The following is an 18896-nucleotide window of genomic DNA, read 5'->3' as shown; positions in this document are numbered from 1 at the left end:
CCCTTCACCACTTGCCCTTGACCCAGGGCATCAGCTCGTCCCAGGCGCCGGAGTCGTTGGCGTGCATGACGTAGTTGCGGGCGGTGGCCATCCATTCGCGTACGGCGGTGGGCCGCAGGCTCTTGGCGGCGGCCAGCAGATCGGGCGTGGACAGCGGGATGGGACGGCCCGCGCTGATCGACTGGTGGAGCTTGGCCTCCACCGCCCGGTCCACGACGCCCTTGAGGTCGGCGCCGACGAAGTGCTCGGTCACCCTGGCCACGGCGTCGAAGTCCATCTCGGCCAGGGGCTTGTCGCGGCACAGGATGCGCAGGATGGCCGCGCGGGCGGCCTGGTCCGGCGGCGGCACGAAGACCGGCTGGTCGAGGCGGCCCGGGCGGCGGAAGGCGGCGTCCACGTACCAGGGGGCGTTCGTGGCGGCCAGCACCAGGACGCCCTCGTTGGCGCTCTGGTCCACGCCGTCGAGCTCGGCCAGGAACTGGTTGACGATCTGCCTGGTGTGCGCCTGACGCATGTCGGAGCGGCGGGCGGCCAGCGCGTCCACCTCGTCGAAGAACAGCACGCAGGGGCGGTTGCGGCGGGCCATGTCGAAGGTGGCGTGCAGGTTGCGCTCGCTGGAACCGACGTACATGTCGAGGATGTCGGCCAGGCCGACGTTCACGAACGACGCGCCGAGCTCGCCGGCCGCCGCCCTGGCCAGGTGGGTCTTGCCCGCTCCCGGAGGGCCGTACAGCAGGACGCCGCCGCCGGCGCGCTTGCCGTACGCGGCGAACAGCTCGGGTTGCTGGAGGGGGAGCAGGAGCTTGATCCGCAGCGCCTCCTTCACCGCCTCCATGCCCGCGACGTCGGCGAACGTCAGGCCGGCGTACTCCACCTCGGCGTTGCTCTCAGGCTCAGTCGCGGAGGCGGAAGCGTTGGTGAGAAGCGGCGCTCCTGAGTGCGCTCCTGGTTGCGCTCCTGGTTGCGCGTACGACGGGGCCGGTGGGGGCGTCAGGCGGGTGGCGAGGTCGGCGTCGGCCAGGGACGGGTCCCGGGAGATCGCCTCGAAGTACCGGTACGCCGCCCGCCCGGTGTCACCCTCACCCAGCAGCGCCCTGGCCGCCAGCACGCCGAACCTGGGCGGGTAGCCGGGCTCGGCCAGCAGCGGTTCGAGCGCCGCCAGCGCGGCCCCGTGCGAGCTCTGGCGGACGAAGGCCTCCGCCAGTCCTGCGGTGATGTCGAGGTCCTTGGGGGCGAGCATGAGAGCGGCGCGGAATTCGGCCTCGGCCTCTGCGAGGTAGCCCTTCGCCAGGAGTTGCCCGGCCAGGTGCCGTCGGAGGGGCAGATTGTCCGGGGATAGGCGCGCCGCATCGCGGAGCGCCTGAAGGCCGGCATCGTCGGACACGTGCCGTTCCCTTCTGTCGCGGTTCGGTCATCTCGGACTATGCAAGATACCGAATATCCCCCTACCTGGAGTTATTCCTGACGGAACAGCCGCAGACGGTCCTCCCCGACGCGCTCGCGCAACTCCCGGTCCTCGACGCCGAGCCCCTCCTCGGGCGCCAGGGCCAGCACGCCGACCTTCCCCACGTGCTGGTTGAGCTGTACGGCGCGGGCCGCCTCCGCCGTGCGCGCCAGCGGGTACACGGCCGAGAGTGTGGGGTTCTGGGTGGCGAACGACCCCCCTGGCCCTCGCCGCGAACCTGAAGGGGACGAGCCTCTACCTCTCCAGCGGCACCAACAGCCTCCCGGGCGAACTGGACCCGCCCGGCGCGCCAGCGCGGTTCGCCGCCAACACCAACCATGTCATCGCCAAGCAGATCGTGACCGAGGCAGAACGCACCGGACGTGGGATCGCCCTGGAAGACCTGCGGGGCATCCGCGAGCGGGTACGGCTTCGCAAGCCCCAGCGGGTCACGCTGCATTCCTGGAGCTTCCACCAGCTGGGCGGCTTCATCGGCTACAAGGCGGCCCGCGCCGGGGTCGCCGTCATCCACATCGATCCTGCCTTCACCTCCCAGCAATGCTCCTCGTGCGGGCATGTGGACCGCGGCAACCGGCTCGATCAAGCCTCTTTTTCGTGTACGTCGTGCGGCTTCGCTGAGCACGCCGACGTCAACGCAGCCCGCAACATCGCCGCACGCGGTGCGACGGGCTGGGCAGTGAGTCACACTGCCTGACGCGGACCAGACCGTCGACGCCATCGACGGCGAGGAGCTGCAAGCTCGGTCGTTTACGGCCGAGAAGCTGACGAGGTCGTACCCGATGATCCGCAAGGCCCTGGGGGCCTAGGGAACCTCGAAGGTCTTACGGGTGGTGGCCCCGATGACCTCGATCCCCTTGGTGCCGAGGATGCCGTCGAGCGGGATCGACACCGTGTAGGGAGCCGTGGCCGGCAGGCCGACGCCGGGCAGCGAGCCGACGACCTCGATCCCCCAGAACTCCGGCTGCCGGATGTAGACCAGCGGAGACAGCCTGACCTTCATGTTGAGGTACGGCTTGGTGCCGCTGACGACCAGGATGAACGTGTTCGGCACGATGCCGGGAACGACCCGCGCCTCGTCGAAGTCGATTAACCGGACAGAGGTCGCCGGCGGCAGCTTGGCGAAGTCTTCGGACATGATGAAGCCCCCTTGAGGAAAATGTGTTACCCCCTGCGGGCCGCGAAACGACGACCCGCCCCACGGCTCAACGTCTCACGCGGCCGTCGGACGGGTACAGGTCCACTCTGGTCAGACCTTCCTGAGCACCACCAGGTCGCTGCGATGGTCGGGCCCGATCGGCTCCCACGCGGCGGGCCGGATCCCCGAGGCCATGAGCGTGGCGCCGTACCAGCGGGAGCCGTCGCCCTCCAGCTCGTACACCGCCTCCGGGTCGAGGCCGGTCAGCCGCAACCGTCGCGGCCCGCGTCTGGCGTTGCCGAGCGGGTTGTAGACGAGCACCACGACCTGCCCGCCGCGTACGTACTGCACCGCCGAGCGTTCGGCGCCGGGCGTGCCCGCCAGCCGGTACTGCAGCCCGTGCTGCACGGTCGCCCGCACCCGCTTGTACTGGGCGATCAGCTCGGCCGCCGTCTCCAGCTCGCCCGAGGTCCACTCCGACAGGTTCCCGCCGATCCCGAGCACGCCCGCCATGGCCACGTGGAAGCGGTAACGCAGCGGCATCGCGCGGCGGGTGCTCGGGTTGGGCGAGTCGGTGACCCAGGCGGACATGGCGCCGGCCGGATAGAGCTGGGAGAACCCATGTTGTACGGTCTGCCGGTCACGGGCGTCGGTGTTGTCCGACGGCCAGACCTCGTCGGTGTACCGCATGATCCCGAAGTCGACCCGGCCCCCGCCACCGGCGCAGGACTCGATCCGCAACCCGGGGTGCCGCTCGCGCAGCGACGCCATCACCCGGTAGACGCCGCGCGTGTGCTCGATCCAGACCCGGTCCTGGCCGGCCTCCCGCTCGGGCCAGCCCGCCTGGGTGAAGGGGCGGTTCATGTCCCACTTGAGGTAGTCGAGGCCGAGGTCGGTGACCAGCCGGTCGAGCCAGCCGAGCGCCCAGTCGCGTACGTCCTCACGGGCGAAGTTGAGCACGAGCTGCCCGCGTTTCTCGTCCCGGCGCCGGTGCTCCAGGTGCAGGGCCCAGTCGGGACGCGCCCGGTACAGCTCGCTCTCCTTGCTGAGGCCCTCGGGCTCCACCCACAGCCCGCCCCGCATCCCCAGCTCGCGGATGCCGTCGAACATGCCGCGCAGCCCTTCGGGGAACCGCTCGCGGTGCGGGAACCAGTCGCCCAGCGAGGTGGTGTCGTCGTCGCGCCGGCCGAACCAGCCGTCGTCGATCACGTACAGCTCGACGCCGAGCGCGGCGGCGGTCTTGGCCAGTTCGAGCTGCTGCGCCTCGGTGACGGCGAACGTGGTGGCCTCCCACGAGTTGTACAACACCGGCCGCTCCTCGGCGGAGGTGGGCAGCACGTGCTCGCGGGCGTAGGCGTGCCAGGCGCGCGAGGCGGCGCCGTAACCGCCGCGGGAGTAGAGCCCGAGCACGGAAGGCGTGATGAGCTCCTCGCCCGGCGCGAGCGTCCAGCGCGGCCCGTCGTGGCCGAAGCCGCCCGAGACGCCGACGCCGCCCTCCGGCCGGTGGGTGGTGGTCAGGCGCCAGCTCCCGCTCCAGGCCAGGGCGACGCCCCAGACCTCGCCGTGCTCCTCGGTCGTCTCGCCCGCGTCGATCATCACCCATGGGTTCGCGACGTGGCTGGTGATGCCCTGGCGGCTGGTGAAGACCAGCTCGCCGACCGGCAGCGGACCGCGCTGGAGCTGCGACTCCTCGGCCCACGTGCCGAAGACGCCGCTGTAGCGGTAGGCCGCCGCGTCGGGGACGAACCAGTTGCCGGAGTCCAGCCGGGTGACGGCCACCTCTGTGCCGGCCCTGACGGTGGTCCAGCGTTCGATGACGTCGGTGTCTTCTCGTACGCGCAGGGACAGCACGACCTCGAACGGGTGGGAGGCGTCGGCCAACACGAGGTCCAGCCGCCCGTCCTGGAGGTCGGCGCGGACGAACCGCAGCTCCGCCGAGCGCGCGTGGCCGAAGGTGACCTGCAGGGACGGCGAGCCCCACCGCGTGCCGCCGTCCACCGGCAGCAGCTCCTCGACCTCGGCGGGCGTGGAGAAGCTGGTGACGTGCCGCTCGGGCAGGCCGGTGACCTGGCGGGCGGCCTCGGGGCTCAGCCGGGGCCCCCAGTACGTCTGGCGCGGCGCGGCTTCACCGGTGTGCGGATCGATCTCCACGCCTATGACGTACGTGGAGCCGGGCGTGGTGAGCGCCCAGTGGTGGTCGTCGAGCGGAATGACAGGCATCGGCGTCCCCCGAGCTGCTGGATCGATCAGGCGGCTGGAGACTAACCCGCTTTAGTGCACGCGGTCAATGAAAGAGGATGCCATACGGCCTCATAGCCTGATCCGTGCCGCTGATTACTTGACAACATGAAGAAACCCGACGAACCATGGCCCCGTGTTCTCAACCGCCACCGACTCCATGCGATCGGTGTTCGTCGAGCTGCTCGTGCACGGCCCCCTGTCCAGGGCGGAGGTGGCGCGGCGGCTGGCCCTGTCACCGTCCGCGCTGACCAAGCTGACCAGGCCGTTCATCGAGGCTGGCTACCTGCTGGAGGCGGCCGGCGAAGGCCCGGCGACCGTCGGGCGGCCGTCGCGCCCGTTGCAGGTGGACGCCTCGCGCATGTCGTTCGCCGGGATCAAGCTGACGGCCGACGAGTTGTTCGCCGTACGCACCGACCTGGCGGCCCAGGTGCAGCGGGAGACCTCCAGGCCGCTGGCCGGCCACGAGATCGGCCACGTGCTCGGCCAGATCGCCGAGGTGGTCGACGAGCTGACCGTGCCGGGGCGGCCCCTGTCGGCCGTGGGCATCAGCCTGGCCGGCACCGCCACGCCGGGTGACCCGGTCGTGCACACCTCGCCGTTCCTCGGCTGGAGTCAGCTGCCGCTGGCCACGCTGGTGGAGCAGGCGGTGTCCGTGCCGACCGTGCTGGACAACGACGTGCGGGCGCTGACCGCCGTACAGCAGTGGTTCGGCGAGGGCGTGGGGCACTCGTCGTTCGCGCTGGTCACGGTCGGGGCGGGCCTCGGCTGCGGGCTCGTCCTCGGCGACCGGCTGGTCACCGGGCAGTCCGGCGCCACGGGGCTGGTCGGTCACCTGCGGATAGACGACCGCGGCCCCATGTGCGAGCGGGGCCATCGCGGGTGCGCCCGCGCGTACGCCAGTTCCCCGTCCATCCGCCGCTCGATCGCCGCCACGCTCGACCGGCCCGAGCTCACCTTCGACGACTGCCTGGCGCTGGCGGCCGACGGCCACCCCGTCGCGCGCCGCGTGCTGGACGAGGCTGGGGCCGCCCTGGGCCAGGTCGTCGCCACCGTCGCGAACCTCACAGGACCCGAGCTGGTCGTCCTGTCCGGCGAGTCGGTCCACATGTACGACGTGTGCGCGCAGGCGTTCCACACCGCGCTCGCCGGGCACACCCACTGGACCTCCACCCCCGTACGGGTGGCCGTCAAGCCCTTCGCCTTCAACGAGTGGGCCAGGGGCGCGGCCGTCACCGCTCTCCAGCATCTGCTGTCGCACCGCTGACCAAAGGAGAAGGCCGGGCGCCGCCACCATGGGCGGGACCCGGCCGTAACGCGGAGAAGGTCAGGCGGCGTGCAGGTAGACCTGCCCGAACACCTCGGAAAGGTTCTTCAGGTCGGTGGCCACGTCCACCTCGGGGTTGGCCGGGTCGTAGATGGTGGCCAGACGGGCACGGACCGAGCCGAGCTTCTTGAGCTGCTCCCAGGTCGCGCTGGCCGCCCACTTCTCGCCGTACACCCGGTTGACCTGCCCCTGGTCGTTCTGCCACCGGCTCCACAACGTGACCGTCTCGGCGGCGTCGTCCTGCAGCGGGGCGGCGATGCGCTCGGTGATGGCCTTGGTGGCCTGCTCGTCGGTGAGCTGGGCGGTCCCGGTGAAGGAGGCGTCCTCGGCGGCGATCTGCGCGTAGGCGTCCCAGGCGCGGGCCCGGACCTGGATCCACTGGTTGCGCTGGGCCTCGGCGGCGTCGATCTTCCAGGTGGCGTACTCGGTGCCCAGGTTGCCGTTGTCGAGGGAGAGCTGGTCGATGTAGCCCTGGCTCAGCCAGGCGCCGACGCGGTCGGGGTCGAGCAGCGGGTACTTCTTGGTGATCTCGGTCTTGCAGGAGTCGTTGGCGCCGCAACCGAGCACCGGCACCACCGTGTGCGCGGACAACTTCTTGCCCGGCAGCAGCTTACGCAGCGCGGCCGAGGTCTCGGTGACGAACTTGTCCAGCTCCTCGGCGGTGGCGAAGGTGTCGTTGTAGCCGAGCTGTGAGGTGAACCTGACACCCACGACTCCGGGCTGCGCGACGGCCAGCGCGGCGATCTTCTTGGCGGCCTCGTCGAGCTTGCCGGCCTTGTAGTCGTCGGCCAGCTCGGTCTCGATCCAGACCCGCATGGTGGTCTGCACCCCGGCCTGGGCGGCCTTGCCGGTCGGCGTCTCCATGGCGGCGGCCTTCTCGGCCTCGGTGATCGCGTTCGGGTCGGTGTAGCACTGCTCGCCGTTCTGGCACTCCGGGGTGCCGCCGTCCTCGGCGCCCGGCACGTCGGGGTCGCCGACGTCGTGCATCTCGCCGTCGCCCTCTGAGTCGGTCGGGCACACGGTGCCCGGCTCGTCACAGTCGATGGTGATCGGGTCCATCGGCCCGGCGTCCTTCAGGTTCTGGCCGTCGTCGCTCAGCCAGAAGTTCGCGATGTCCAGGGCCTCTTCCGGGGTGGCCATCCAGGTGCAGACGACGTAGGCCGGGGTGTCGGCGGCCATGAGGTCGTTGCAGCTCCTGTCGTCGTCCTCCGACCACGCGGGAACGCCGATGCCAAGGAGCGAGAGGGTGAGTCCGATGATGAAGACCTGCCGTAGCCGCCGTCTCATGGCACCTAACTTCCAGGGGGTGATCGTGGGCATATGCACACTATCCGCACGATCTACAACGTTCAATGAGGTCTATGGCGTTCTTCACGCCGTTCTCAACGGCGAGTAGCCGCCCTAGTTGCGCAGATTTCACCCGATATTCAGGTACGGAAACCAGCCGCGCCGCCAATTCGTCCCTGGTGAGCGAGCTGATCGGCAACGGCGGCGGCCCGGCCCCGATCGCCGCCACCCTGCGCCCCCAGAAGGGCTGGTCCGAAAAGAATGGGCATACGACGTTCGGCACCCCCGCCGCCAGCGCCGTGCCCGTGGTCCCCGCACCGCCATGGTGAACGACGGCCGCCATCCCCGGGAACACCACGTCATGCGCCACCTCCCCCACCACCAGCACGTCATCGCCAGGACTCACGGGCAACCCCTGCACGATCCCGCGCATCCGCGCCCGCCGCAGCGCCGCGACCACCTCGGCGCCGACCCGCTCCGGCTCCCCCGGCACCATGCTCCCGAACCCCACGAACACGGGCGGCGCCCCGGCCGCCAGAAACTCCTCGATCCCGGAACAATCTCCGCCGGTCAAACGCGCCCTGGACGAGACGCGCGCCGGCCAGGACCTCGATGGAGCCCGCCAGCCCCGCGCCCAAGGAGGCCGCCGTGAACGTGCCCAGCCCCGCCAGCAACACCCGCCGATGCCCCCAGACGTCGGCCAGCCTTCCTCCGGCGAGCATGAGGCCGGAGAAGGTCAGGATGTAGCCGGTGGCGACCCACTCCAGGGTGGTCAGGCGGGCGCCTAGATCGTGCTGGATGCTGGGGAGCGCGACGGTGACGACCGTGTTGTCCAGCGTGGTCATGAACCCCGCCAGCCCGGTCACCAGGAACACCGGCCACACCCTGACGGACGGCCGGCTGACGACCACGCTCATTCGTCCACCTCCGCCCACGCCCACCCACCGTGGGGATCGGCCCGCACGACGCGAGTACGTCCCTGTGCCACCCGCACCCACTCCGGCCGCGCGGGCTCGACGGGCAACGGCACGGGATCGGTGTCCGCGCCGAAGACGGCGGGCCGCCCGTTGACGGTCAGCGCGGGCAGCACGGCCTCGGGCGGCGGCGCGATGGCACGCGCCGGCACGCCGGCGGGCGACGGCCCAACGGCGGGCGACGGCCCAACGGCGGGCGGCGGCGCTGAGGCGGGCGGCCGCGCTCCCGTGAGCGGTAACGCGCTCCTGAGCGGCGCGCTCACGGGTGGGGCGCTCACGGGTGGGGCGCTCCCGGGTGGGGCGCTCCCGGGCGGTGGCGCGCCTTCTTGGAGGGAGACCCGCCGATGGAGCCGGCGCCACGACGGCGGCAACCACCAGTTGGCCCCGCCCAGCAACCGCATCGACGCGGGCACCAGCAGGGCACGCACCAGCGTGGCATCCACCACGATGGCCACGAACATCCCCACCCCGAGCAGCTTTACGATCGTGATCCCCGCCGTGGAGAACGCCCCGATCACCACCAGCAGCAACAACGCCGCACTGGTGATCACCCCGCCCGTCTGCTGCAACCCGGAGGCCACCGCCGCCGCGTTGTCCCCGGTACGCACCCACTCCGCCCGCACCCGCGACAACAGGAACAACTCGTAATCCATCGAGAGCCCGAACACCACGGACAGGATGAGCACGGTCACGGTCGCCTCGATGGCCCCGGTGGAGGTGAACCCCAGAACGGAGGCGAGATGCCCGTCCTGGAAGGCCCAGACGATCACCCCGAACGAGGCCCCGATCGACAACACGTTCATCAACAGCGCCTTCACCGGCAACACCACCGACCCGAAGGCGGCGAAGAGCAGCACCCCCGTGACCGAGCACACCACCAGCGCCATCCACGGCAAGGTGGCCAGCAAGCTGTCCTGAAGGTCCAGTTGCGCGGCGGTGGATCCCCCGACCACCACCCGCCGCGCGTTCGGCTCGGGTGCCATGGCCCTGATCGACCGTACGAGCGCCCTGGCCGCGTCCGACATCGGGTCCTGGGAGTACCGAACGGCCAGGCGCACGGCCCCGTGATCCTGCGAGACCCCGGCCACCTCGACCCCCGTGACGCCGGGCAGCCGCTCCAGCCGCCGCACGAAGGGCCGTACATCGACGGGACTCACCGGCGTGACGGCGCTGATCGGCGTGTGCCCCTGCCCGAGCGGCCCCGGTAGGGCGGGCTCGCCGGTGAAGGAGCGTACGACCAGCACGTGGACGTCCACGGGCGCCATGGAGTTCCTGGCGAAGTCCCGGTCGAGCGTCTCGGCCACGCGGCGGCTCTCGGAGGCGGCGGGCAACACCCGGTGGTCCACGTTCCCGAACTTGACGTGCAGGAACGGCACCGCCAGCGCCACCAGCACGACGGTCACCGCCACCAGGTACACCACGGGCCGCCGCATCACGCTGGAGGCCACGGCGTGCCACAGCCCGCCGCCGGAGGGCCGCCGCCCGAAGTCGGGGGTGAGGCGCAGGGCGTTCACGCGCGGCCCGAGCACCCCCAGGACGGCGGGCAGCACGATCAACGCCGCCGCCACGGCGACCAGCACCACCGCCGCCGCGCCGAGCCCGATCGAGCGCAGGAACATCTGCGGGAACAGCAGCAGCCCCAGCAACGACGTGGCCACGGTCAGCCCGGAGAAGGCCACGGTGCGCCCGGCCGTGGCCATCGTCCGCACCACCGCCTGCTCGGTGGAGGCGCCGCGCCCGATCTCCTCCCTGAACGCCTTGAGCACGAACAACGAGTAGTCGATGGCCAGGCCGAGCCCCAGCATGGTGACGACGTTCAGGGAGAAGACGGAGACCTCGGTGACCTCGGTGAGCAGCCGCAGCAGGACGAGCGCGCCGAGCACCGCGAGCAGCCCCACGAGCAGCGGCAGCCCGGCCGCCACCAGGCTCCCGAACACCACCACGAGCAGCACCAGCAGCACCGGCATGGAGATGGCCTCGGCGCGGGCGAGGTCGGCGGCGGTCTGGTCGTTGAGCTCGGAGAGCAGCGGCACCGCGCCGCCGACGGAGACGTACAGGTTCTCGACGTTCCTGAGCCGGGCGGCGACGGCCGCGTAGGCCCGCCGCTCATCCCCCTTCAGCGTGACGACCGCGTACGTCGCGTGCCCGTCCTCGGACACCATCCGCTTCGCCCCGGTCGTCCAGTACGTGACCATCCCCCGCACGTACCGCCCCGGCAGCGCCCGCAACGACTCGTGCACCGCCTTCCTGTAGCGGGGATCGCGCACCTTGACCGACGGATGCCGGTAGAGGACCACGACGTCGGGCGAATGGCCGCCGTACCAGGAGTCGTTCCACTGGGCGGAGGTCGTGGAGTCGGCGCGCGGGTCCTCGAAGCCGCCGTCCGCCATCCGCCCGAACAGGTCCAGCCCCAGTGGCGCGACGAGGACGGCCCCCGCGAGGGTCAGCACCAGCAGCGTCCACCGGCCTCGGTAGACGAGCCGGCCCACCCGCTCAAACAAGGGCGCCCTCCAGGTACGCCCGCAGGCACGCCCGCCGGGCGATCTTCCCGCTCGACGTCCTCGGCACGGCCCCGGCCCTGGTCAGCACGAAGTCGTGCACCGACAGGTCGTGATATTTCATGACCGCAGCCCGTACCGCCCGGCTCACCTCACCCGCGTCCGCCTCCAGCCCGGCCCGCCACCGCTCGGCCACCACCACGAGGCGCTCCCGCGCATCGCCGGGCGCCGAGAAGGCCGCCACCCGATCCCGCCGCACCGCCGGGTGCGCCTCCTGCACGGTCACCTCGATGTCCTGCTCAGGGGGCCAGATGCGGCGGGCACCGCCCGCCCGTCGCGCAGGGCGTCGCGGGAGAACGCGGTCACGACCGGCCGCTCGTCCCGCGCCGTGGCGGCCACGAAGACGGTCGCCTCGGCCAGCCCGTCCGCGGGCGTGTGCGCCTCGGGCCGCAGCCCGCACCCGGCGAAGGCCGCGTCGAACGCCTCGATCGCGCCTGGGCGCACCGGTTCCGCGCCGTTCAGCATGACCCGCACCCCGGACAGGTCCAGCCCGACCAGCTCCGCGGGGCTGACACGGGCGGCGGTGTATTCATAAGCGAAGTTGGGCCCGCCGGTGAACACGTCGCGGAACTCCGACAACAACCGCAACCAGCGCACGGGCCGCATGACGAACGCCACCGGATCCATGAACGCCGCCAGATTCCCGCCCATCATCGGCATCGCGACGGTGGCGATCAGCCCCATGTCGTGGAAGAGCGGTAACCACAGCGCCGCGACCGAGGTCCTGGGCTCGGCCCTGAACATCTCCCAGAGCTGGGTGGCGTTGGCCGTGAGGTTCGCGTGGGTGATCTCGACCCCGGCGGGCGTGCGGGTGGAGCCTGAGGTGTACTGCAGGTAGGCCAGGTCGCCGGGGCGGGCCGGGTCGGGCTCCCACTCGTCGGCGAGCAGGTCGGAGACGGTGTCCAGGGTGAGCACGTGCTTCGGCGCCTGGACGGTGGCCAGGAACTCGGTGACGCCGGGCAGCGCGGCCGTGGTGGTGAGCACGACGAGGGGATCGGCGTCGGCGTAAGCCCCGGCCAGTCGCTCGGCGTGCCCCGGCAGCCCGGGCGCGAACAGCGGCACCGCGACGAGCCGCGCGTACATCGCCCCCAGCATCGCCACCACGTAGTCCAGCCCCTGCGGCGCCAGCACCGCGACCCGGTCCCCCGGCCCGGCCAGCTCACGCAGCCGCACGGCCGGCGCCCTGGCCTTGAGGTCCGCGCCGCTCCAGGTGAGCGTCGCACGCGAGCCGTCCCCGAGATGATCGACGAAGGTGTACGCGGGCGCCCGCGGGATCTCCCTGGCCCACCGGGCCACCTGAGCGATCAACATGCCGGTCCCCTCACCGCGAACAGGGACCTAGAAAATTACGGGAGAAACAGGCGCGATTCTTGCCAAACACCAGCACATTCCGCGTTTGGTCTTGTCACTCGCATGACAAGGAATAACCACACGACACGGGCTGTGAGTTGCGGGAGAATGGCGAAGTTTGGCACTTTTTCAGGGGGTTTGCGCCAGTGCACAGTTATCTCGGCGATCTCGGGCTGCTCCGGGACCGCCGCTTCGCTCTCCTGCTGACGGCGCGGACCATCTCCATGCTGGGCAGCTCGTTCGCCCCCGTGGCACTGGCGTTCGGCGTGCTCGGCCTGCCCGGGGCCACCGCCTCGACCCTGTCCGTGGTGCTCACCGCCGAGGCGCTGCCCATGCTCGTGTTCATGCTGGTCGGCGGCGTGATCGCGGACCGGCTGCCGCGCCAGCGGGTGATGATGGCCGGAGAGTTCCTCATGGCGGCCGGGTGGTTCGCCCTGGCGGTGATGATGCTCACCGGCTGGACCCCGCTGCCCGCGCTGAGCGCGGCGGCGGCGCTGGCCGGGATCTCCACGGCGATCACGTTCCCGGCCCTGACCGGGATCATCCCCGAGATCGTCCCCACCGACCGGCTGCAGACCGGCAACGCGCTGCTCGCCCTGGGCGCGAACGCCTCCCGAGTGCTGGGCGCGGTGCTCGGTGGCGGCACGGTCGTGTTGTTCGGCGGAGGCTGGGCGCTCATGGCGAGCGGCGCGATGTTCGCGGTGGCCGGGCTGCTGATCGCGCAGTTGCGGCTCAAGCCGGGCGAGCGGCCCCGCGGCGAGGCCCACTCGATGCTGGCCGACCTGCGTGACGGCTGGCGGGAGTTCAGGTCGCGGCAGTGGATCTGGGTGGTCGTCGCGCAGTTCTCGCTGATGGTCATGGCCATCCAGGCCGGGCACGGCGTGCTCGGCCCGCTGCTGGCCAAGGAGACACTGGGCGGGCCGCTGGCCTGGTCGGCGTTCCTGACGGGCGAGGCCGTCGGGACGATCGCCGGGGTGCTGGTGTCGCTGCGCCTGCGGCCGCGCCGCCCGGTCCTGGTGGCGGTGCTGCTCTGCTTCCCGGCCGCGCTGCCGTACGTGCTGCTCGGGTTCGACGCGCCGATCTGGGCGATCGTGGCCGGGGCCTTCGTGCTCGGGGTCTCCTTCGACGTGTTCGGCGTGCTCTGGCAGACCACGATGCAGCGCGAGATCCCGGCCGAGTCGTTGTCGCGGGTCAGCTCGTACGACGTGCTGGGGTCGATGATGTTCGGCCCGATCGGGCTGCTGCTGGCCGCGCCCGCGGCGACGTTCTTCGGCACCGAGGAGTCGCTGCTCGGCTGCGCGGTCATCGTCGTGCTGTCCACGCTGGCCGCCCTGCTGTCGCCGGGGGTGCGGAACCTGCGCGCGCCCCGGCTTCAGACCGCCGACCTGAAGTAGGCGTTGGCCCTGGGCTGGAACATCAGGGCCACCGCCCCCAGCACGGTCACGACGTGCATGATCCGGCTGGCCGCGAACGCCCAGCCCACGGCATCCGCCCCCGCCACGGCCTCGGCGATCGAGCCGCCCGCCAGCAACCACTGCGCGGGCCCGACCACGAGCGAGAGCGTGCCGAACACGCCGAGCGTCCCGGCCAGCACCCAGCGCGCCCAGTCCGCCCCACCCTTGAGCCGCAGCGCCAGGAAGACCGCCCCGGCGAACACGGCCAGCCGGAACCCGGCGCCCGGCAGCAGCCCGGCGAGCGCCTCGCCCTCGTACAGCGTGCTGGTGATCATCAGTACGGTCTCGAACGCGCCGAACGCGACCGCCGCCAACCAGAGCATGGCGGCGGTGTGCACGACGGGCGGCGGCTGTTCTGTCCGGCGGATCTCGGTGACAGTGGTCATGGCAGGACTCCTTGACGTGCGGTTCTGTCCTTGAAGTGTCCGCCGCCGACCCCGCCGGGATCATGCCCGCCGTCCCCCGAGTTCGGGTGGGGAGCGCCCTACCAGACCTCGCCGCTCGTCCTCAGCCCGCGTGAGGGGGTACGCGCGTGCAGGCCGAAGCGCGGCTCCGGCTCGTACTCGCCGTCCAGCACCCCCGCCACGTACGCGGCCAGCGCCGGGGCGTGCTTGAACCCGTGCCCGGAGTCCCCGCCCAGCAGCCACACCCCGGGCGCGGCCCGCGCCAGCAGCCACTCGGCGTCGGGGGTGAGCGCGTACTGGCAGACCTGGCTGAACAGCAGCGGCGCCCGCTCCAGCGAGGGGAACCTGCGCCGCAGATAGTGCCTGGCCCGCTCGACGCTGACCGCGTCGACCACCCGCGCGCCGTGCTCCGGCTCGTACGGCGGCCCCTCCGCGTCGGAGGTCGCCTTCATGCCCACCCCGTCCACGTCGCCGTGCCCGTAGGCCGAGGCGCCGTGGTCCACCCAGGCCGGCGTCTCGGGGAGCGACCACGCGGACGGCACCGCGAAGTGCAGCGTGTCCTGCTTGGTCACGGTGATCGGCAGCCGGTCGAACAACTCGGGCAGCCACGCGCCGCACGCCCACACCACCCGGTCGGCGTGCCGTGTCTCACCGTCGATCTCGACCGCCGCGCCCCCCGCCATGTCTCCTGCGATGCCCGCCGCCATGTCTCCTGCCGTGCCCCCCGCGGCGTCACCTGCTGGGGGCACCGCCCGCGCCCTGACCAGTCGTGCCCCGGCCGCCTGGGCCAGCCCCGCGATCACCTGGGTGGCCCGCCTGGCCCTGATCACGCCGGCGTGCGGCTCCCAGAGCAGGAAGCTGAGGTCGTCGCCGCGGAAGTCGGGGAAGAACCGGCCGCCGTCGGACGGGTCCAGCACTTCAAACTCGATGTCCAGATTTTTCAGGACTCGGGCGCTGGCGTGCTCCCAGCCGTCCGGCGTCCCAGCGAACCAGAGCATGCCCGCTTCCTGGTACAACTCCTCGCCGGCCCGCTCACCCAGCCGCAGCCAGTCTTCGCGTGCCTGCCAGGCGAGGCGGGCGTACCAGTCGTCGTCGCCGTGCGAGCAACGCAGCAGCCGGGTCTCGCCCGCGCTGGCCTGCCGTAGGTGCCCTGGTTTGTGCTGTTCGACCAGCGTCACCCGCCAGCCGGTCTCGGCCAGCCGCAAGGCCAGTGACGACCCCCAAATGCCTGCTCCGACCACAATGACCGATTTCATGAGTCCACGGTGACCTCCGACCAGGGGCCGCCGCAAGAGCCGTCACACGATGATGAGCCGGACGACGACGCCCGCGCAGTTGCCCGCCACGCAGATCCGCACCGGCACCTCCGAGATGCCCGGGCCCGCCGGCACCCCGCCCACGTGCCCGTCGGGGCCGATGCTCACGCCCTTGGGCACCTTGGCGTAGTCGGTCACCGTGAACGTGGGCACCACCCCGCGGGGTCCGCCGTTGATGCCGATCTCACCGTTCAGCGCCGCGCCCGCCTTGCCGGGGAAGGTCAGCTCACGCGGCTCCCACGGCACGTTGGCCGCCACCACGAGCGTGAGGTCCTGCTGCCGGCAGGAGCCTTCCGAGCAGACCTGGACGGGGACGACGTAGGTGCCCGAGCGCTGCGGCTTGCCGTAGAGGCGGCCGCTCTGGTCGACCTTGATCCCGACGGCGAGGTAGGCGGGGCGGAAGGTGACGCCCTTCGCGGTGGGCAGCAGCCACTTGCTCACCTCGATGCCCTCGGTGACGTAGAAGGTGTCCTCCACCAGGCTCTGGTTCGAGGGGTTGAGCGGGGTCCTGTTCGCCAGGGGCATGGTGGGTGGGGAGGCGGTGAGGGAGGGCAGGGCAGAGGACAAGGCACACACGGCCAACCCGGCAAGCAGGAGACCCCACCATTGCCGCATGATTACCCCCCGGCTCTTCTATGCCGATACGTACCCCCTTAACCGCGCAGCGTCACTAGATAATCGGTCGCATGGCCGCTGAATCAGCTCAGACCCTGGAACGCGGGCTCCGCCTGCTGAGACTGCTCGCCGACGGCAAGGGCCCGCGCACGCCGACCGAGCTGAGCAGCGAGCTCTCGCTGAGCCGGCCCGTGGTCTACCGGCTGCTGACGACCTTGCTGAGCGAGGGATTCGTCCGCAGGGACGCCGAGGGGCGGGTGCATCTCGGGTTCGGGGTGCTGGCGCTGGCCCAGGCCGTACAACCGCTGCTCCGCGCCGCGGCGGTGCCGACGTTGCGGCGGCTGGCCGAGCAGGTGGGCGCGACCGCGCACCTGACCGTGGCCGAGGGCGACGACGGGCTGGCCGTGGCGGTGGTGGAGCCGTCCTGGACCGACATGCACGTGGCCTACCGCGAGGGCTCGCGCCATCCGCTGGCCAAAGGGGCGGCCGGCCAGGCGATTCTCGCGCTGCGCGACGGGCGGCACGACTACTTCGTGTCGGAGGGGCAGTTGCAGGAGGGAGCGCGAGGCGTCGCCGCCCCGGTGACAGGGCTGCCGTGGCTGGAGGCGTCGGTGGGGGTGGTGACGTTCGGGCCACTGGAGGAGTCGACCGGGCCGCAGGTGGTGGCCGCCGCGGCCGAACTGACCGCCGTGCTGGGTTGACATCTCCAAGCCGAAAGCGGACGGTAGTTTACAGATATAGGACACGTCCGTCCGATAGTCGGACAGGCATGGAGGGGCCGGGATGCCGTACTACCGGGTCGTGGGAGAGGTGCCGCGCAAGCGGCATGTGCAGTTCAGACGGCCGGACGGCGGTCTCTACGCCGAGGAGCTGATGGGCGAGGAGGGCTTCTCGTCCGACTCCTCGCTGCTCTACCACCGCCACCTGCCGACCGCGATCATCAAGGCGGAGGCGGTCACGCCGGTCATGGAGACCCGGCTGGAGCCCAACCTGCCGCTCTCACCGCGCCACTTCCGCACCCAGGAGCTGATCAGCACGGGCGACCTGGTCTCCGGCCGCCAGCTGCTGGGAGGCAACAGCGACGTCCGATTGTCGTACGCCACCAGCGACCGGCCCAGCGAGCTCTACCGCAACTCCATGGGCGACGAGTGCGTCTACGTCCAGCGCGGGCGGGTGCGCTTCGAGTCCACCTACGGCGTGATCGAGGCAGGCGAGGGCGACTACGTCGTCATCCCCACCGGCACCATCCACCGCTGGGTGCCCGACGGGCCGGTCAACGTGCTGGCCATCGAGGCGGGCGGGCACATCAGGCCGCCCAAGCGCTACCTGTCGCAACACGGGCAGCTCCTGGAGCACGCGCCCTACTCCGAGCGCGACCTGCGCGGTCCCGCCGAGCCTTACGTGGTCGAGGGCGAGGAGGTGCCGGTCCTGGTGCGCACGCGCGGCGGGCTGAGCAGGCTCGTCTACCGCCACCACCCGTTCGACGTCGTGGGCTGGGACGGCTACCTCTATCCTTTCGCGTTCAACATCAACGACTTCGAGCCCATCGTGAAGAGGACGCACGCGCCGCCGCCGGTGCACCAGACGTTCGAGGGGCCGGGGTTCGTGGTGTGCTCGTTCTGTCCCCGGCCGCTGGACTACCATCCGGAGGCCGTCCCGATCCCGTACAACCATCACAACGTGGACTCCGACGAGTTCATGTTCTACGTGGGCGGCGACTACTCGGCGAGGGCGGGCTCCGGCATCGACGTCGGCTCGATCTCGCTGCATCCCGCCGGCTTCACCCACGGGCCGCAGCCCGGAGCGGTGGAGGCGGTGATCGACGCGGTCTCGCGCGGCGTCACGACGACGAGCGAGATGGCCGTCATGGTGGACACGTTCCGCCCGCTCGACCTCGGCCAGGGCGCCCTGTCCTGCGAGGATCCCGGCTACGCGTGGACCTGGGCACGATGATCCTTTTCAGCGCACTGGTGGACGACGCGGGCCTGTTCCCGCCTACGTCCCTGCACATGAACGAGGCACTGTCCCGCAACCGGCGGGACCTGGAGCGGGGCAGCGAGGTGCTCACGCACCGCTTCCTGTGCCCGGCCAGCCGGCTCGACCGGCTGCGCGGCATCGACTACCGGCCGCGGCGGATCGGGCTGATCCTGGACACCTCGGAGCTGCCCCGCTTCGACGACCTCCCCGTGGACTACGTCGAGACGACGCTCCCACCGGACACCTCCGCCGAGGCGCTGGCCGAGCAGCTGAGGCTGCCGGCAGGGGTGCGCCTGTTCGCCGAGGTCCCGCCGCGCAAGCTGGCCATGGACGTGCCGGACGGCGTCGGGCTGAAGGTGCGTTGCGGCGGTATGACAGCCGACAAGTTCCCGCATGCGGAACATCTCGGGCAGTTCATCAGGTCCTGCGCGGAGAGCGGCATCCCGTTCAAGGCCACCGCCGGGCTGCACCACGCCGTACGCCACTTCGACCCCACGCTCGGCGTGGACCGGCACGGCTTCCTCAACCTGCTGCTGGCCGTCTGCGAGGCTGTGGAGGACAGGGACCCGGTGCCGGTGCTGCGCACCACCGACGTGGGCAATCTCGTGCAGATGGCGAGGGCCGTACATGAGGAGACCGCGACGCGGGCGCGGCGGCTGCTGGTGAGCTACGGCTCGTGCAACACCTGCGCGCCCCTGGAGGACCTGCGCGCGCTGGGACTGATCGAGTCGGAGGAGGGTCTGTGAGCGAGCGGAGCGAGCGAACCATCAGGCACAGCACCTTGGCGAAGGAGGGC

At 71.3% G+C, this 18896-nt stretch carries 18 protein-coding genes and 1 pseudogene; 6 read left to right on the top strand and 13 right to left on the bottom strand.

From position 1 onward, the window contains the following. Positions 1 to 4 precede the first annotated feature (4 nt). Positions 5 to 1384 carry an ATP-binding protein gene (locus tag ACFPZ3_RS13750; RefSeq protein ID WP_379514440.1) on the bottom strand — a complete coding sequence of 460 codons (1380 nt, stop codon included), beginning with the start codon at positions 1382 to 1384 and terminating at the stop codon, positions 5 to 7. Positions 1385 to 1455: 71 nt separating this feature from the next. Beyond that, complete coding sequence (locus ACFPZ3_RS13745; protein ID WP_379514439.1) at positions 1456 to 1626, bottom strand: hypothetical protein; 171 nt, start codon at positions 1624 to 1626, stop codon at positions 1456 to 1458. Positions 1627 to 1757: 131 nt separating this feature from the next. Between ACFPZ3_RS13745 and ACFPZ3_RS13740 the strand changes: the two are divergent. Beyond that, positions 1758 to 2159 (top strand): annotated as a pseudogene (locus ACFPZ3_RS13740) (RNA-guided endonuclease InsQ/TnpB family protein); the annotation flags it as partial. 108 nt (positions 2160 to 2267) lie between these two features. Here ACFPZ3_RS13740 and ACFPZ3_RS13735 read toward each other — a convergent pair. Together ACFPZ3_RS13735 and ACFPZ3_RS13730 are read right to left on the bottom strand one after the other, a co-directional pair. After that, complete coding sequence (locus ACFPZ3_RS13735) at positions 2268 to 2600, bottom strand: hypothetical protein (RefSeq protein WP_379514438.1); 333 nt, start codon at positions 2598 to 2600, stop codon at positions 2268 to 2270. A gap of 111 nt (positions 2601 to 2711) precedes the next feature. Then, positions 2712 to 4820 carry an alpha-galactosidase gene (locus tag ACFPZ3_RS13730; RefSeq protein ID WP_379514437.1) on the bottom strand — a complete coding sequence of 703 codons (2109 nt, stop codon included), beginning with the start codon at positions 4818 to 4820 and terminating at the stop codon, positions 2712 to 2714. A 154-nt stretch (positions 4821 to 4974) separates the two neighbouring features. Here ACFPZ3_RS13730 and ACFPZ3_RS13725 point away from each other — a divergent pair, with 154 nt between their 5' ends. After that, positions 4975 to 6105 (top strand): ROK family protein, encoded by a 1131-nt coding sequence (locus tag ACFPZ3_RS13725; RefSeq protein WP_379514436.1) that lies wholly within the window; start codon positions 4975 to 4977, stop codon positions 6103 to 6105. A 60-nt stretch (positions 6106 to 6165) separates the two neighbouring features. Here the strand turns inward: ACFPZ3_RS13725 and ACFPZ3_RS13720 are convergent, their stop codons facing one another. From ACFPZ3_RS13720 to ACFPZ3_RS13695, 6 genes are read right to left on the bottom strand one after another with little or no spacing between them, the layout of a single operon-like run. Beyond that, positions 6166 to 7452: a hypothetical protein gene (locus tag ACFPZ3_RS13720; protein WP_379514435.1), complete on the bottom strand. Its 1287-nt coding sequence runs from the start codon at positions 7450 to 7452 to the stop codon at positions 6166 to 6168. Between the two features lie 40 nt (positions 7453 to 7492). After that, on the bottom strand, positions 7493 to 7948 hold the full coding sequence (locus ACFPZ3_RS13715) for a glycosyltransferase (protein WP_379514434.1): 456 nt from the start codon (positions 7946 to 7948) through the stop codon (positions 7493 to 7495). Continuing rightward, on the bottom strand, positions 7842 to 8369 hold the full coding sequence (locus ACFPZ3_RS13710) for an MFS transporter (protein WP_379514433.1): 528 nt from the start codon (positions 8367 to 8369) through the stop codon (positions 7842 to 7844). The genes ACFPZ3_RS13715 and ACFPZ3_RS13710 overlap by 107 nt, the downstream gene beginning before the upstream one ends. Further along, on the bottom strand, positions 8366 to 10927 hold the full coding sequence (locus ACFPZ3_RS13705) for an MMPL family transporter (protein WP_379514432.1): 2562 nt from the start codon (positions 10925 to 10927) through the stop codon (positions 8366 to 8368). The genes ACFPZ3_RS13710 and ACFPZ3_RS13705 overlap by 4 nt, the downstream gene beginning before the upstream one ends. Continuing rightward, positions 10920 to 11210, bottom strand: coding sequence for a hypothetical protein (locus ACFPZ3_RS13700; protein ID WP_379514431.1), 291 nt, complete (start codon positions 11208 to 11210; stop codon positions 10920 to 10922). The genes ACFPZ3_RS13705 and ACFPZ3_RS13700 overlap by 8 nt, the downstream gene beginning before the upstream one ends. Continuing rightward, positions 11207 to 12295 carry an AMP-binding protein gene (locus ACFPZ3_RS13695; protein ID WP_379514430.1) on the bottom strand — a complete coding sequence of 363 codons (1089 nt, stop codon included), beginning with the start codon at positions 12293 to 12295 and terminating at the stop codon, positions 11207 to 11209. Before ACFPZ3_RS13695 ends, ACFPZ3_RS13700 begins: the two co-directional genes overlap by 4 nt. A gap of 185 nt (positions 12296 to 12480) precedes the next feature. On the opposite strand from ACFPZ3_RS13695, the gene ACFPZ3_RS13690 reads away from it, so the two are divergent. Beyond that, positions 12481 to 13728 carry an MFS transporter gene (locus tag ACFPZ3_RS13690; protein WP_379514429.1) on the top strand — a complete coding sequence of 416 codons (1248 nt, stop codon included), beginning with the start codon at positions 12481 to 12483 and terminating at the stop codon, positions 13726 to 13728. Here the strand turns inward: ACFPZ3_RS13690 and ACFPZ3_RS13685 are convergent. The 3 genes from ACFPZ3_RS13685 to ACFPZ3_RS13675 form a co-directional block, all read right to left on the bottom strand. Continuing rightward, positions 13707 to 14174, bottom strand: a complete 468-nt coding sequence (locus tag ACFPZ3_RS13685; protein WP_379514428.1) for a hypothetical protein — start codon at positions 14172 to 14174, stop codon at positions 13707 to 13709. The two genes, ACFPZ3_RS13690 and ACFPZ3_RS13685, sit on opposite strands and share 22 nt — an antisense overlap. 98 nt (positions 14175 to 14272) lie before the next feature. After that, positions 14273 to 15448, bottom strand: a complete 1176-nt coding sequence (locus ACFPZ3_RS13680) for an NAD(P)/FAD-dependent oxidoreductase (protein WP_379514427.1) — start codon at positions 15446 to 15448, stop codon at positions 14273 to 14275. A 42-nt stretch (positions 15449 to 15490) separates the two neighbouring features. After that, positions 15491 to 16075, bottom strand: coding sequence for a hypothetical protein (locus ACFPZ3_RS13675; protein WP_379514426.1), 585 nt, complete (start codon positions 16073 to 16075; stop codon positions 15491 to 15493). 119 nt (positions 16076 to 16194) lie between these two features. Between ACFPZ3_RS13675 and ACFPZ3_RS13670 the strand changes: the two genes are divergently transcribed. The 3 genes from ACFPZ3_RS13670 (at position 16195) to ACFPZ3_RS13660 (ending at position 18846) form a co-directional block, all read left to right on the top strand. Beyond that, positions 16195 to 16824: an IclR family transcriptional regulator gene (locus ACFPZ3_RS13670; RefSeq protein ID WP_379514425.1), complete on the top strand. Its 630-nt coding sequence runs from the start codon at positions 16195 to 16197 to the stop codon at positions 16822 to 16824. An 82-nt stretch (positions 16825 to 16906) separates the two neighbouring features. Continuing rightward, a complete protein-coding gene (locus ACFPZ3_RS13665; protein ID WP_379514424.1) occupies positions 16907 to 18076 on the top strand; it encodes a homogentisate 1,2-dioxygenase in 1170 nt (389 codons plus the stop codon). Then, positions 18073 to 18846: a hypothetical protein gene (locus ACFPZ3_RS13660; protein ID WP_379514423.1), complete on the top strand. Its 774-nt coding sequence runs from the start codon at positions 18073 to 18075 to the stop codon at positions 18844 to 18846. Before ACFPZ3_RS13665 ends, ACFPZ3_RS13660 begins: the two co-directional genes overlap by 4 nt. Positions 18847 to 18896: the final 50 nt, after the last annotated feature.

This window comes from Nonomuraea insulae, from assembly GCF_042656245.1.
The sequence above is the reverse complement of the archived record's forward strand: the minus strand, read 5'-3'. Positions and strand labels throughout refer to the sequence as shown.